This is a genomic window from Nocardia brasiliensis NBRC 14402, from assembly GCF_000308475.2.
Lineage (GTDB): Bacteria > Actinomycetota > Actinomycetes > Mycobacteriales > Mycobacteriaceae > Nocardia > Nocardia brasiliensis.
Map to the genome: position 1 here is coordinate 87,919 of NZ_BAFT02000057.1, position 14,876 is coordinate 102,794.

General features: G+C 67.9%; 7 protein-coding genes (1 of these 7 running past the window's edge). 4 read left to right on the forward strand and 3 right to left on the reverse strand.

Annotated elements, in window-relative coordinates; genetic code table 11:
- Positions 1-9,148, forward strand: partial view of a non-ribosomal peptide synthase/polyketide synthase gene (locus TY25_RS17455; RefSeq protein WP_042257582.1) — the final stretch only. 34,631 nt of this gene lie to the left of the window's left edge; only the last 9,148 of its 43,779 coding nucleotides appear in the window; its start codon lies beyond the left edge, outside the window; the stop codon is at positions 9,146-9,148.
- A gap of 57 nt (positions 9,149-9,205) precedes the next feature.
- Here the strand turns inward: TY25_RS17455 and TY25_RS17460 are convergent, their stop codons facing one another.
- Positions 9,206-9,766 carry a peroxiredoxin-like family protein gene (locus TY25_RS17460; RefSeq protein WP_042257585.1) on the reverse strand — a complete coding sequence of 187 codons (561 nt, stop codon included), beginning with the start codon at positions 9,764-9,766 and terminating at the stop codon, positions 9,206-9,208.
- 70 nt (positions 9,767-9,836) lie between these two features.
- Between TY25_RS17460 and TY25_RS17465 the strand changes: the two genes are divergently transcribed.
- On the forward strand, positions 9,837-10,469 hold the full coding sequence (locus TY25_RS17465) for a TetR/AcrR family transcriptional regulator (protein ID WP_042257587.1): 633 nt from the start codon (positions 9,837-9,839) through the stop codon (positions 10,467-10,469).
- A 91-nt stretch (positions 10,470-10,560) separates the two neighbouring features.
- On the forward strand, positions 10,561-11,136 hold the full coding sequence (locus TY25_RS17470; RefSeq protein WP_042257588.1) for a Uma2 family endonuclease: 576 nt from the start codon (positions 10,561-10,563) through the stop codon (positions 11,134-11,136).
- 8 nt (positions 11,137-11,144) lie between these two features.
- Here the strand turns inward: TY25_RS17470 and asnB are convergent, their stop codons facing one another.
- A complete protein-coding gene (asnB, locus tag TY25_RS17475; protein ID WP_042257590.1) occupies positions 11,145-12,980 on the reverse strand; it encodes an asparagine synthase (glutamine-hydrolyzing) in 1,836 nt (611 codons plus the stop codon).
- A 70-nt stretch (positions 12,981-13,050) separates the two neighbouring features.
- On the opposite strand from asnB, the gene TY25_RS17480 reads away from it, so the two are divergent.
- On the forward strand, positions 13,051-13,668 hold the full coding sequence (locus TY25_RS17480) for a TetR/AcrR family transcriptional regulator (protein WP_042257592.1): 618 nt from the start codon (positions 13,051-13,053) through the stop codon (positions 13,666-13,668).
- A gap of 39 nt (positions 13,669-13,707) precedes the next feature.
- Here TY25_RS17480 and TY25_RS17485 read toward each other — a convergent pair whose 3' ends face one another.
- A complete protein-coding gene (locus tag TY25_RS17485) occupies positions 13,708-14,847 on the reverse strand; it encodes a GDSL-type esterase/lipase family protein (RefSeq protein ID WP_042257594.1) in 1,140 nt (379 codons plus the stop codon).
- Positions 14,848-14,876: the final 29 nt, after the last annotated feature.

Consider the following 14,876-nt stretch of genomic DNA (forward strand, 5'->3'; position numbering starts at 1 on the left):
GGTGTTCCGCAGCCGGATCGACGCGGGCGAGCCGTTCACCGAGCTGCTGGCGCGGCAGCGGGAGACCGATATCCAGGCGTTCGCCAACGCCGACGTGCCGTTCGAGCGGCTGGTCGAGGTGCTCAACCCGGTCCGCTCCACCGCGCGGCATCCGCTGTTCCAGGTGGGCCTGTCGTTCCAGAACCTGGCGCAGTCGGCGCTGGAACTGCCGGGTCTCACCGTGGCCGGTCTCGACATCGATACCGCGCTGTCGCAGTTCGATCTGCACCTGATCGCCACCGACCGCTACGGCGACGCAGGCGAACCCGAGGGCATCACCGGGTTCTTCACCTACGCCACCGACATGTTCGACCGGAACACGGTGCAGGGCTTCGTCGATCGTTTCGCGCGACTGCTCGGCGAGATCATCGCCGCGCCGCGCACCGCGGTCGGCGATATCGCGCTGCTCGACGACGCGGAGCGGACGCAGATCCTCGAGCGCCGCAACGCGACCGACTACGAGGTCGATACGGCGGCGACGCTGGTGTCGTTGCTCGACGCCTCCGTGGCGGCGGGGCCGAAGGAAGTCGCGCTGGTCACCGAGGACGGTGCGTCGATCACCTATGGTGAGCTGGATGCGCGGGTGAATCGTCTTGCGCGGCATCTGATTTCGGTTGGTGTGGGGCCGGAGTCGCGGGTTGCGCTGGCGTTGCGGCGTTCGGTGGATTTGATCGTGGCGATGTATGCGGTGGCGAAGTCCGGTGGTGCGTATGTGCCGGTGGATCCGGATCATGCGGCGGAGCGGACGAACTACATTCTTGAGACCGCTGCTCCGGTGTGTGTGCTGACCAATGCCGAGGCTGAGTTCGCTACGGATATCGCGCCGTTGGTGCGGATCGATGAACTCGATCTCGCTGATCTGGACAAGGCGCCGATCGCCGACGGTGAGCGGATCGCGCCGTTGCATCCGGGGAATACGGCGTATGTGATTTTCACGTCGGGTTCGACGGGTCGTCCTAAGGGTGTTGCGGTTTCGCATGGGGCGATTGCGAATCAGTTGCAGTGGAAGGTGACCGAGTTCGGTCTGGATGCTGCTGATGCGGTTTTGTTGAAGACGGCTGCGACGTTCGATCTTTCGGTGTGGGAGTTCTGGTCGGCTGCGGTGTGTGGTGGTCGTTTGGTGATCGCTGCTGCGGATGGTCATCAGGATCCGGCGTATCTGAACGAGTTGATGGCGCGGGAGTGGGTCACCACGCTGCATGTGGTCCCCTCGATGCTCGACGCGCTCACCGCGGGTGATTTCCCGAACTCGCTGTGGCGGGTCCTCGCCATCGGTGAGGCGCTGCCGGGTGCGCTGGCCCAGCGGTTCGTGCGCGAGCACTCGCGCACCGAGCTGTTCAACCTCTACGGTCCGACCGAGGCGGCGGTGTCGATCACCAGCCACCGGGTCACCCGCAACGATCAGACCTCGGTGTCGATCGGTGCGCCGGAGTGGAACAGCAAGGTGTACGTGCTGGACGCCCGGTTGCAGCCGGTGCCCGACGGTGTCTCCGGGGAGTTGTATCTGGCCGGTGCGCAGTTGGCGCGGGGTTACTTCGGTCGCCCGGATCTGACCGCGGATCGGTTCGTGGCCAACCCGTTCGAGCACGGCGTGCGGATGTATCGCACCGGTGACCTCGTGGCGTGGAACAGCTCCGGTGAGCTGGAATACCGGGGCCGCACCGACTTCCAGGTGAAGATCCGTGGTTTCCGCATCGAACTCGGTGAGATCGAAGCGGCGCTGCTCGCGCTGCCCAAGATCGCCCAGACGGCGGTGATCGCGAAGTCCGACCCGAAGACCGGTGATCGCCTGGTGGCCTACCTGGTGCCCGCGGACGGTGAAGTCGATGTGGCGCAGGTGAAGTCGGCGCTGAGCGAAGGTTTGCCGTCGTACATGGTGCCGTCGGCGTTCGTGGTGCTCGATCGCTTGCCGCTGAATGTGAACGGCAAGCTGGATCGTAAGGCGTTGCCGGAGCCGGAGTTCGAGGCACAGGCCTTCCGTGCGCCGTCGACGCCGATCGAGGAGATCGTGGCCGCGGTGTACGCCGAGGTGCTCGGTGTCGAACGGGTCGGCGCGGACGACGATTTCTTCGGTCTCGGCGGTAATTCGTTGCTGGCGACCCAGGTCGCGGCCCGCATCGGTGCGGCGCTGGACACCCGGGTGCCGGTGCGGATGTTGTTCGAGGCGTCCACAGTGGCCGGTCTGGCGGTCAAGGTCGAACAGCACGCCGGTGCCGGGGGCCGCAAGGCCCTGGTCGCCGGTCCGCGTCCGGAGCAGGTCCCGTTGTCGCTGGCTCAGCAGCGCATGTGGTTCCTCAACCAGTTCGACACCGCGTCGGCGGTCAACAACATTCCGGTCGCGGTGCGGCTCACCGGTGAGCTCGACGTCGAGGCGTTGCAGCTGGCGGTCGCCGACGTCATCGGCAGGCACGAGACGTTGCGCACGGTCTACCCGGAACAGGGTGGGGCCGCACATCAGGTGATCCTGCCCGCCGAACAGGCGGTGCCGGATCTGACGCCGGAAACGGTGGCCGCCGAAGACATCCGGCAGCGGATCATCGACGTGATCACCGCCGGGTTCGACGTCACCACCGAGGTGCCGTTGCGGGCCAAGATCTTCCGGGTTACCGACGCGGAGTACGTGCTCGTGTTCGTCGCGCACCACATCAGCGCGGACGGCTGGTCGATGGGCCCGCTCACCCGCGATGTGATGCTCGCGTACGCGGCGCGTTCGGCCGGGGTGGCCCCGGGCTGGGCGCCGCTGCCGGTGCAGTACGCGGACTTCAGCCTCTGGCAGCGCGACGTGCTCGGCGCGGAAACCGATGCGACGAGCCTGATCTCGCAGCAGGCCGAGTACTGGCGGGCGGCGCTGGCCGGCCTGCCGGACGAGCTCAACCTGCCCGCCGACCGGACCCGCCCGACGACCCAGTCGTTCGCGGGTGGCCGGGTGGTGTTCCCGATCGACGGCGAGCTGCACGGTCAGCTCACCGAGATCGCGCGCGAACACAACGCGACCATGTTCATGGTCGTGCACGCCGCGCTGGCGCTGTTCCTGGCGCGGATGTCGGGCACCGACGACATCGCGATCGGCACCCCGATCGCGGGTCGCGGCGAGGCCGAACTCGACGACGTGATCGGCATGTTCGTCAACACGCTGGTGCTGCGCTCGCACGTCGAGGGCGATCTGACCTTCGGCGACCTGCTCGCCCGCACCAAGGACGCGGACCTGCAGGCCTTCGCGCACGCGGACCTGCCGTTCGAGCGGCTGGTCGAGTTGCTCAATCCCGAGCGTTCGACCGCGCGGCATCCGCTGTTCCAGGTGGCGCTGTCGTTCGAGAACCTGCCGGAGACCAGCTTCGAGCTGCCCGGATTGCAGGTCGCGGCGGTCGATTTCGACGTGGACACGGCGAAATTCGATCTGTCGCTGACGATCCGGGAGGCCGCCGCCAACGACGCCGCGGGCATGTACGCGGAGTTCTCCTTCGCCCGCGACCTGTTCGACGACGCGACCGTGGAGGTGTTCGCGCAGCGGTTCACCCGGCTGCTCACCGCGATCGCGACCGATCGGGAGACCCCGATCGGTGACCTGCCGCTGCTGGACGAGGCCGAGTACGAGCTGCTCACCCACGTGCACGGCGAAGACGTGATGGCCACCGGGCTGCTGCCCGACCTGCTGCAGCGTGGCGCGCAACTGAACCCGGAGCAGATCGCCATCCGTTATCAGGGTCGCTCGATCACCTACCGCGAGCTCGACGAGTACTCGTCGCGGCTGGCGCGGGTGCTGATCGACCGCGGTGTCGGTCCGGAACGGATTGTGGCGCTGTCGTTCCCGCGCTCCTACGAGATGGTGGCGGCGTTCTGGGCGGTGGCCAAGGCCGGTGGCGCGCACGTGCCGATCGACCCGACCTACCCCGAAGATCGCATGCGGCACATGGTGAACGACTCCGGTGCGGTCATCGGTATCACCGCGGACGAGTACGTGGACCGGCTGCCCCGCGATGTCGAATGGCTGCGTTTGGACGACCCCGCCCTGGGCGCGGCGATCGAGGCGCAGTCCCCGGCGTCGGTGACCGATGCCGATCGGATCGCCTCGCTGGCGATGCGGCACCCGGTGTATGTCATCTACACCTCGGGTTCGACGGGTATGCCCAAGGGCGTCACCGTGACCCACGCCGGTATGGGCGGTCTGGTCGGTGTCGCGACCGACCTGTACCAGCTCGAGGCGCACCACCGGTTCCTGCACATCTGCTCGCCGAGCTTCGACCCGTCGGTGCTCGAATGGCTGTGTGCCGCATACACCGGCGCCACCCTGGTGATCGTGCCGTCGACCATCATCGGCGGACCGGACCTGGCGGAGTTGCTGCGCACCGAGCGGGTGACGCACACGATCATCACCCCGGCGGTGCTGGGCACGATGGATCCGGCGGGGCTGGAAGCGCTCGAAGTCGCCTCTGTCGGTGGCGATGTCACCACCCCGGAGCTGCTGGCCAAGTGGTACCCGGGCCGGAAGTACTTCAACGCCTACGGTCCGACCGAGACGACGATCATCTCCTCGTACGCGTCGCTGACGCCGGGGCGGCACGTCACCATCGGTCTGCCGGTGCGCGGCATGTCGGCGCTGGTCCTCGACAACCGCCTCAACCCGGTGCCCCCGGGTGTCGCCGGAGAGCTCTACCTCGCCGGTGGCGCGGTGGCGCGCGGCTACCACAACCGGCCCGACCTCACCGCGGAGCGCTTCGTCGCGAACCCGTGGAGCGACGAGGGCGCCCGCATGTACCGCACCGGTGACGTGGTGCGCTGGTTCGCCGAACCCGGCGAACGGGCCGGCAATGCCGCGGTGCCCGAGGTGCGCTGGGAACTGGATTACGTGGGCCGCTCGGACTTCCAGGTGAAGATCCGTGGTTTCCGGATCGAGCTCGGCGAGATCGACACCGTGCTCGCCGGTCATCCGGACGTCGAGTTCGCGATCACGCTGGGCCGCGAAACCGCCGCGGGCGCCACGATTCTGGTGTCCTACGTGCTCGCGGTGCCGGGCCGGGAGATCGACACGGCCGCGCTCGGTGAGTACGCCGGGCGCAGCCTGCCGCCGCACATGGTGCCCTCGGCGATCATGGTGCTGGACGAGATTCCGCTGACCCCGGTCGGCAAGCTCGACCGCAAGGCCCTGCCGGAGCCGGTGCTGGCGCCGCGCGAATTCCGGGCACCCGCCAGCGAGATCGAGGCGATCATCGCCGAGGTCTTCGCCGAGGTGCTCGGCGTCGACCAGATCGGTTTGGACGACTCGTTCTTCGCGCTCGGCGGCGACAGCATCCTGTCCATCCAGCTGGTGTCGCGGGCCAAGGCACGGGGTGTGGTGTTCTCGCCGCGTGACGTGTTCGAGCGGCGCAGTGTCGCCTCGCTGGCCGAAATCGCCACCCTCGGTGCGGGTTCGGAGCAGGTGAAGCTCGAGGAGCTGCCCGGCGGCGGTGTCGGCGAGATTCCGTTGACGCCGATCATGAGCCAGATCCTCGGCGGTGGTTCGGCTTACGACCGCTTCTCGCAGACGATGGCGCTGCGCCTGCCCGACGGTATCGATCGGGAGACGCTCGTCGGCACCATCGCGGCGGTCTTCGATCACCACGACGTGCTGCGGACGCGGTTGCGCCGCAACACCGCTGACGAGCCGGGCCAGGCCGATCAGTGGGCGTTCGAGGCCTTGCCGCAGGGCGCGATCGACGTTTCCGCCCTGGTGCATCGGGTCGACCTCGCGGCCGACGTCGACGACGCCGAGCTGAAGCGGGTCGGCAGTGCGGCGTTCGACGCCGCGCTCGGGCGGCTCGATCCGGCGAACGCGGTGATGGCGCAGTTCATCTGGTTTGCTTTCAAGGGCGAGCGGCGCGACGTGCTGCTCATCGTCGCGCACCACTTCGTGGTCGACGGCGTGTCCTGGCGCATCCTGATCCCGGACTTCGCGGTCGCGTGGTCGCAGCTGGCCGCGGGCCAGCAGGTGGCGCTGCCCGCCAACGGCACCTCGATGCGGCGCTGGGCACACAGCCTGGTCGAGGCGGCCGCGGCACCCGCACGGGTCGCGGAACTGCCGTTCTGGCAGCAGGTCACGAACACTCCGGATCCGCTGCTCGGCACGCGCGCCTTCGATCCGCGGGTGGACACCTTCGCCACCGTGGAACGGGTCGAGGTCACGCTGCCCGCGGCGGTCACCGACGCGGTGCTCACCGCGATCCCCGGCCTCTACCGCGGCGGTGTGAACGACGGTCTGCTGTCCGCGCTTGCCATGGCGGTCGCCCGCTGGCGCGACACAAACTCGGCCCTGGCCCACCCGTCGCCCGACCACCGCCCCTCATCGAGTCGCTCCGCGACGCTGATCAAGCTCGAGGGCCATGGCCGTGAAGAGGAAGTCGTTCCGGGCGCGGATCTTTCGCGCACGGTCGGCTGGTTCACCACGGCCTACCCGGTCCGCCTCGACTTGAACGGCGCCGACCTCGCCGACGCCTTCGACGGCGGCGCCGCGCTGGGCGAGATCGTGAAATCGGTCAAGGAGCAGTTGCTTTCGGTGCCGGACAAGGGCCTCGGCTACGGCTTGCTGCGGTACCTGAACGCGGCCACCGGGCAGCGACTCGGCGGCGCGGGCCAGATCAGCTTCAACTACCTGGGCCGCATGTCGGCCGGGGAGATCCCCGAGCAGCTCGCCGAAATCGGCTGGGTGCCGGTGGCCGACCTCGGTCAGCTCGACGGCGAGATGGATCTGGACATGCCCGCCAACGCGACGATCGATATCAACGCGATCGTCACCGACGGCGCGGACGGCCCGGAACTCGGTGCGTCCTTCGCCTTCCCGAACGGGCTGCTGACCCGCGCCCAGGTGCAGGAGTTCGCCGACCTCTGGGTCGCCGCGCTCACCGCCCTGGCCACGCACGCGCAGCGGCCGGACGCGGGCGGTTTCACGCCGTCGGACATGTCGCTGGTGCGGGTCGGCCAGGCCGATATCGAGCAGTGGGAACGCAAGTATCCGGCGCTCGCCGAGGTGTGGCCGCTCTCGCCGCTGCAGTCCGGCCTGCTGTTCCACGCGATGATGACCCAGGCGACGGTCGACGTCTACACCATGCAGGCCGTGGTCGACCTCGGCGGCGCACTGGATGTCGAGCGGTTGCACGCGGCCGCGCAGAGCATCGTCGACCGGTACCCCAACCTGCGCACCGCGTTCGTCACCGACTCCGACGGACAGGCCGTGCAGGTGGTGCTCGACCGGATCGAAGCGCCGTGGCGCGAGGTGGATCTCACCGAGCTGCCCGCCGACCAGCGGACCGCCGAACTGCGCAGGCAGGTGGCGGCCGACCAGGCGACGCACTTCGACATGGCGGTGCCGCCGCTGCTGCGGTTCACCCTGTTCCGTTCCGGCGAAGCGCAGTGGCACCTGGCGATCACCACCCATCACATCCTGCTGGACGGCTGGTCGATGCCGCTGCTCATGCGGGATCTGCTGGTGCTGTACGCGGTTCGCGGCGAGCAGAGTGCGCTGCCGCGGGTGGCGTCCTACCGCAACTTCCTCGGCTGGCTGGCCGGGCGCGACCGCGAGGCGTCGCTGCGGGCGTGGGCGAACGCGCTCGACGGCGTCACCGAGCCGACGCAGCTTGCGCCGCAACCGCGTTCGACCGAGCAGTACGAGATCGGCAAGCAGGTCACCGAGATCGATGCCGACCGCACCCGCCAACTCACCAAGCACGCCGCGGAATTGGGCGTCACGGTGAACACGCTGGTGCAGGCGGCATGGGGCATCCTGCTCGGACGGCTCACCGGCCGTGGCGATGTGGTGTTCGGCGCCACCGTCTCCGGTCGACCGGCCGAGCTGCCCGGCGTGGAATCAATGGTCGGCCTGTTCATCAACACGCTGCCGGTGCGGCTGCGCATCGATGATCGCCAGAGCATCGGCAAGCTGCTGGAGCGGTTGCAGCACGATCAAGCCGACCTGCTCGAGCACCACTACGTGGGCCTCACCGACATCCAGCGGGTGGCGGGTACCGGAGCGCTGTTCGACACGCTGCTGGTGTTCGAGTCGTATCCGATGGACAAGGAAGCCATTTCGGCCGCCAGTTCCATCGACGGCATGTCGGTCACCGGTGTCGGCGTCAACGACGCCACGCACTACCCGCTGACCCTGCTGGTGACCGCCGAGGCGACGATCGAGCTGACGCTCAAGTACCTGGGCAGCCGGTTCACCGCGGACGAGGTGGAAACCCTGTCCGCCCGGCTGATCCGGGTACTGGAGGCGCTGCTCGGCGATCCGGACGCGCTCGTCGGCGACATCGATATCCTCGATGCCGGCGAACGAGCCCGCCTGCTCACCGAATCCGGCATCACGGCAACGGTTTCCACCCCGGACACCGCGGCCCGGGTCGGCGCGCAGACGGTCGCCAAGGTGCTCGCCGAGGTCGTCGAGGAGGATCCGGAGGCGCCCGCGGTGCTGGCCGACGGTGACGAAATCGCCTACCACGTCCTGGATCGACGCTCCTCGCAACTGGCGCGGGTGCTCATCGATCGCGGTGCGGGACCGGGCGACATCGTCGCGGTGGCGTTGCCGCGCTCGCTGGACGCGGTGGTCGCGGCGTGGGCGGTGCAGAAGGCCGGTGCGGCACTGCTGTTCGCGGGCGATCTCGCCGTGGACGACCTGGTCGCGGCGGGCGCCACCTTCGGTATCGCCCCGGACCCGATGTCGGACAGCCCGATTCGCTGGTTGGTGCCGGCCGACGTCCAGGCCGAACTGGCCGCGGCGGCGTCGCACCCGGTGTCCTACGCGGATCGGGTCCGGCCGCTCGGCGAAGACCATCCGGCCTTCGTCGTCCCGGCCGGCGACGGTGTCCTCGCGATCACCCAGACCGAGGCATTGGCACAGGCCGAACATGTCCGCGAGGAGTACGCGCTCGACTACGAGTCGACCACGTACACCACGGCCGGATCCGGCCGCGCCGCCATGCTCGAGTTCCTGGCCGTCGCCACCGCGGGTGCTCTGTCGGTGCTGCCGTCGGACGATCTCGCCGGCGATCTCGCCGACAACGAGGTCTCGCACTGGTTCGTCACCCCGGGCGAGGCCACCGAGGTGGCCGACCCCGAGGTGAAGATCGTCATCGCAGAGTAGGACCGGAAACCGCCGCCGGTGCAGTGCTTTCGACGCACTGCACCGGCGGTTCTGCGTTCAGGACAGCGGTTTTCGCGCTGGGACCAGGGCGAGCAGTTCGTCCACGGACCATTGGTCGTCGACGTGCGTGCCGTGTTTCGCGGCCAGGACTCCGCCGTCGGGCGCGATGAGGAAGTCGGCGGGCAACCCCAGGCTGCCGCCCTCGGGTTTGGTCGGGGGAGTGGGTTGCCGGTGACGCAGGGTCGCTACGGCGGCGCTGGTCAGGCCGCGGACGATGCCGGGCCAGCCGCGCGGGTCGAGCAGCGCGCGCGGCGAGGATACGACGCCGAAGTACCGGTAGAGCTGTTTGTCGGGATCGGCGACGAAGTCCAGCGGGAGTCCCTCGGTGTATTTGCGCAGTTCTGTTGCGCTGGAATGGAATACGACGACCTCGCGGATGTTCGCGGCCGTGATCTCGTCGTGCCTGGTGACGATCGAGCGCAGGTGCAGATGGCAGACCGGACATCCGGCGAAGCGGCGAAACTGCAAGTGGATCAGGCGGTTCGGATCGGGTAGGTAGACCTGCCGGTCGGTGACGGTGGTCAGCACTCGATCGGCGACGGTGGTCGGCAGGGGCATGGGCTTCCTTTCGTAGGTGTACTTCGTACGCCTACGTCCAGTATGCGCGTACCTTGTACGCTGTCAACCCATGCCCCGTCCGCGCTCACTGACCACCGCAGATCTCGCGAACGCCGCCCTCGCGGTGCTCGACCGTGACGGCTTGTCCGCGCTGACGATGCGCGCGGTCGCCAAGGAACTCGGCGTGGCCACGATGGCGCTCTATCGCTACGTCGCCGACCGTGCGGCACTCGAAGTGCTGGTCGTCGACCACATCTACGCCGCGATCGACACCGCGTTGCCGGCCGCCGTCCCCTGGCAGGAGGCGCTCACCACGCTGCTGGATCGCGTTCGCGCGGCCGTCGCGCACCACCCCGAGACCGTGCCGCTGGTGCTACGGCACCGGCAGTCATCGCCCGCGTCCCTGCGCGTGATCGAAGCGATGCTGGGCGTCCTGACCCATGCCGGTTTCACCGGCCCCGACCGCGTGATAGCCCAGCGCACCCTCGTCGCCTTCCTCCTGGGCACCTTGCAAAACGAGCACTACGCCGCCCTGTCCGGCCGAGGCACCGCCACCATGGCCGCCCTGGCCCCCGAAACCTTCCCCCTCCTGACCGCCACCGCCACCCAGGCCCAAACCCTCACCCCCGACCACGAATACCGCGCCGGCCTCCAAATACTCCTCCGCGGCTTGACCCCTCGTCAGGTGGTCCCGCCTGGGTAGCGTCGCAACGTCCAGGTGCTGTTTCCAGCTAGAATCAGGCCGAATGGGCAGGCTGCAGCCACCCAGCACGGCGAGGTTTGGAGGTGTTCCGATGGCGATGCCGATGCCGCATGCCGACCATTGGACGTCTGCGGATCTGGAGAACATCCCTGACGACGGACTGCGCTACGAGGTGTTGAATGGTCAGCTCGTTGTGAACGCCGCGCCCAAACCCCGCCATCAGTGGCTCATCAAATGGCTGGATCGTGCGCTGCAAGCCGCGTTGCCGTCCGGTTGCGTGGTGTTGGACGGCGTCGGAGTGCTGATCGGCGACGACGAACCGATCCCGGACCTGATCGTGGCAACCGGCCCGATCGACTGGGACGGCCGCGGCATTCCGGCCGAGCAAGTGCTCCTTGTTGTCGAGGTGGTCTCCAAGTCGACCACTTTCCAAGATCGAATGGTGAAGCCGGTCGTCTACGCCGAGGCGGGAATCCGAAACTACTGGCGCTTCGAGCCGAACACCTTCAAAGGGCAGCTGTCGGGTGAAGCTTTGCCCGTCATGTTCGCTCACGAACTCGGTGACGCCCGCGCCTACGAACTGACCCACCGCGTGGCCGCAGGTCAGGCCGTGACTTTGCGTAATCCATTCGAGTTCACCATCGATCCCGGTTCGCTGCTGCCCTGACCTGCCGCCTAGGTGAAGTGAGGGTTGTAGTGGTCCAGCCAGATTGCGAAGTCGAGGAGTTGTTCGAGGTCGAAGCGGTCTGGTTCGGTCAGGTGGGCGGCGGGGCGGTCGACGGCTTTGGTGACGGCGTCGTGATCGTAGAGGCGGAAGACGGGGTGGTCGGGGGTGGTGAGCAGGTCGGCGGATTGGTGGAGGAGGGCCGTGACGTAGTCGAGGTTCTTGGTGATCGGGTAGTGGCTCTTCACGCGTTCGACCACCGAGCGGGGGAGCGTGTCGGCGGTGGCGGCGCGCAGCAGGCTCTTCTCCCGGCCGTCGAAGGTCTTCAGTGACCACGGGGCGTTGTAGACGTATTCGACGAGCCGGTGATCGCAGTACGGCACCCGGACTTCGAGGCCGACCGCCATGCTCATCCGGTCCTTGCGGTCGAGCAAGGTGCGCAGTAGCCGAGTGATGTGCAGGTGGGAGACCCGGCGCATCCGGAATTCCAGGTCGCTCTCACCGTCCAGCCGCGCGACCTCGGCGACCGCGTCCGCGAAACTGTCCGCGAGATAGGTGTCGAGATCCAGGGCCGCGGTCAGGTCGGGATCGAGCAATCTGGTGCGCTGCACGAACTCGGGGGGCAGCACGGCGAGCCAGGGGAAGGTGGTCAGGCCGTGCTCGGCGGCCGTCCGGAACCAGCGGTAGCCCGCGAAGACCTCATCCGCGGATTCTCCGGACAGGGCTACGGTCGAATGCTCCCGAATTGCTTTGAACAGCAGATAAAGTGACGCGTCGGTATCACCGTGGCCGGTCGGCACGTCACGGGCGGTGACCACTGCGGCGCGGACGGCGGGGTCGGCGAGGGCCGCGCTGTCGAGCCGGATGTCCCTGTGCCGGGTGCCGGCATGCTCGGCTAGGGCCCGGGCGAAGGGCGCGTCGAGTGTCGCCCGCCACTCGTCCGGCACGAAATCCTCGTCCTGCTGCTGGAATTCGACGCTGAAACTGCGCACCTGCTCGCCGGTACTGCGCAGGTGGGCGGCGGCCAGGGTGGTCAGCGCGGACGAGTCGAGCCCGCCGGAGAGCAGCATGCAGCGCGGCACATCCGAAATCAGTTGCCGCGCAACGACGTCCTCGAGTAGTTCCCGGATCGTCCGCACGGTCGAGGCGCGGTCGTCCCCGTGCTCCAGTGTGCGCAGTGTCCAATAGGTGGTGGTGCGCACTCCGTCGCGATCGACGGTCACCACCGAACCCGGTGGTACCTGACGCATCCCGGTCCACGCCGATCCTTCCGGGCGCACGCTGACGACGAACAATTCGCGCAGCCCGTCGAGGCCGATCGATCTGTCCGCCAACGGATTGGCGAGGATCGCCTTCGGCTCGGAGCCGAACAGCAGACCGTCCTCGGTCGGATAGTAGTAGAAGGGCTTGATGCCGAGGCGATCTCGCACCAGCACCAGCCGTTCGATCCGCGCATCCCAGATGGCGAAGGCGTACATCCCGTTGAGTCGCTCGGCGAATGCCGTGCCCCACTCCAGGTAGGCGCGTAACACGACTTCGGTGTCGGAGGCGGTGGCGCAGCGCTGCCCGCGGGCATGCAGTTCCTCGCGTAGTTCGCGAAAGTTGTAGGCCTCTCCTGAATAGACCATGGCGACAACGCCATCCGGCGTTTCGATCGTCATCGGCTGCGCGCCGCCGGCCAGGTCGATGATGGCGAGCCGTCGGTGCCCGAGCGCGACGTGCGGCGCGACCCAGGTGCCCGAGCCGTCGGGTCCGCGGCACGCCATGGTGGCCGTCATCGCGTCGATGGAGTTGTTTGCTGTCGAGAGGTCCCGCTGAAAGGAGACCCATCCGGTGATTCCGCACATGACTCCAAGTTAGAGCAACTATAAAAATAGAGCAACACTAACTTTAGTGTTCATGTAGTAAACTGCGCTCATGGCTGAACCCGGGCTTCGCGAGCGCAAGAAACAGCGCACCAGGATGGCGATCACCGAAGCGGCGTACCGGCTGTTCGAAGCGCAGGGCTACGACGAGACGACCGTGGTGGAAATCGCTGTCGCGGCGGATGTTTCGCCCGCCACGTTTTTCAATCACTTCCCGACGAAGGAGTCCGTGATCTTCGCCGAGGGCGGTGATCTGGTTGCCGTCGGACTCGCATCGATCGCCGGTCGGAGTGCCGACGCGCAAGTCGGCGACGTGCTCGCCGAGGCGATGCGGGCGATGCTGCGGCATATGGAAGGCGGCCTCCGGGATCCGGGCAGTGATCTCGAGGCCGCCCGGATCCGCCTGATGATGACGGTCCCCACGTTGCGTTCGGCGATGTTGCAGCGGCTCTATGAGGTAGAAGACCAGCTTGCGGAGGGTTTGTGTGCGGCGTTTCCGGGGGAGATCGACGAGCTGCGGGCCGCGATCCTGGTGGGCGGGCTCTGTGGCGCACTGTCCGCGGGTGGCCGGGCGGCGATGCGCAAGGGTGGCACGTTTCAGGATGCCGTCGAGGATGCGCTGGACTACGCCACCCGGGGCGCCGGAACTCCCGGCGCGAGCGCCCGCTGAGAAGAGTCGCGCTGGTATGCAACGACTCTCGGCCCGAAGTCACCGAAAGAGTGCGGTGGTATCGATGGTCTCGGCCATGGCCCGAGCCCCGGCATCGTTGAGGTGCATACCGTCGCCGCTGTCGAAGTCCGCGTGGATGAAGTCCGGCCGGGCCGGATCCTCCACTGCGCGAGCGACATCGAAGACGGTGTCGAAAAGGTCTGTGGTGCGCAACCATTCGTTGACCGCATGGCGCGTTTGCACCGTCTCGGCGACAGGCATGCCCGGGTAGATGACGCCGGCGTACGGGCCGATCGTGGCGGCGTGCACGGTCAGGCCCGCCTCGCGGGCACGGTGAGCCAGCGCGGTGAAGCCCGCGATCAACTCGTCGGCCGTGGCGGGCGGCTCGCCGGACATGCCGCCGAGGATCAGGTCGTTGATGCCGAAGTTGAACAGCACGGTGGTCGCACCGGGAACGCTCAGCACGTCGCGGTCGAAGCGCGCCAGCCCGGGCGTGCCGATCTCATCGGTGAGCAAGCGGTTTCCGGCGATGCCCTGGTTCACCGCCCAGCCTTCGGTGAGCCTGCTGTTCAGCACGTCCACCGAGCGCCGATTCGCGCTCACGGTCGTGCCGACGCCTTCGAACCACGAGTCGCCGAACGCCACGGCGATGGGGATGTCCGCGGTCACGGCCACATCCACGCCGGAGACATAGAACCGGGCGGGAAACTCCTCGGCCGCGGCGATTTCTGGTGCTGCGGCGACGTTTCCGGCCGCAATGTAGGCGATCTCGGAAGGCTGGTGCGAGAAGGTCGCGAGCCCGGTCTGCTCGGGTAGGTAGACGCTGAGCATCAGGTCGTCGCCCGGGGCGACGGCCAGCGCGACCGGATCGCTGACGAGTTCGCCTCCCGCCGGAATCGCCGACCGCTCCGCGCCGGAGAAGTGCAGCGCGACATCGGTTTCGGTGACGATCGCGCTGCCCGCTTTGCGTAGCGCGACCCGGGCGGCGCCGATGACCAGCGCATCGCGCCCGAACAGATTGGTCAGCCGGATCCGGAGTTGGTCGCCCCCACCGGCCAGGTGCAGTACCTGACGGACGGTCTCGTCGGCGAATGCCCGCGATTCGGCGAGCTTGACCTGCTCGTAGGGGCTGATGACCGCGGAACGGAAGCCGGCGACCCAGTGGGTGGTGTCAGACATCGAGACTCCATTAGTTGCTGAGAGGAATA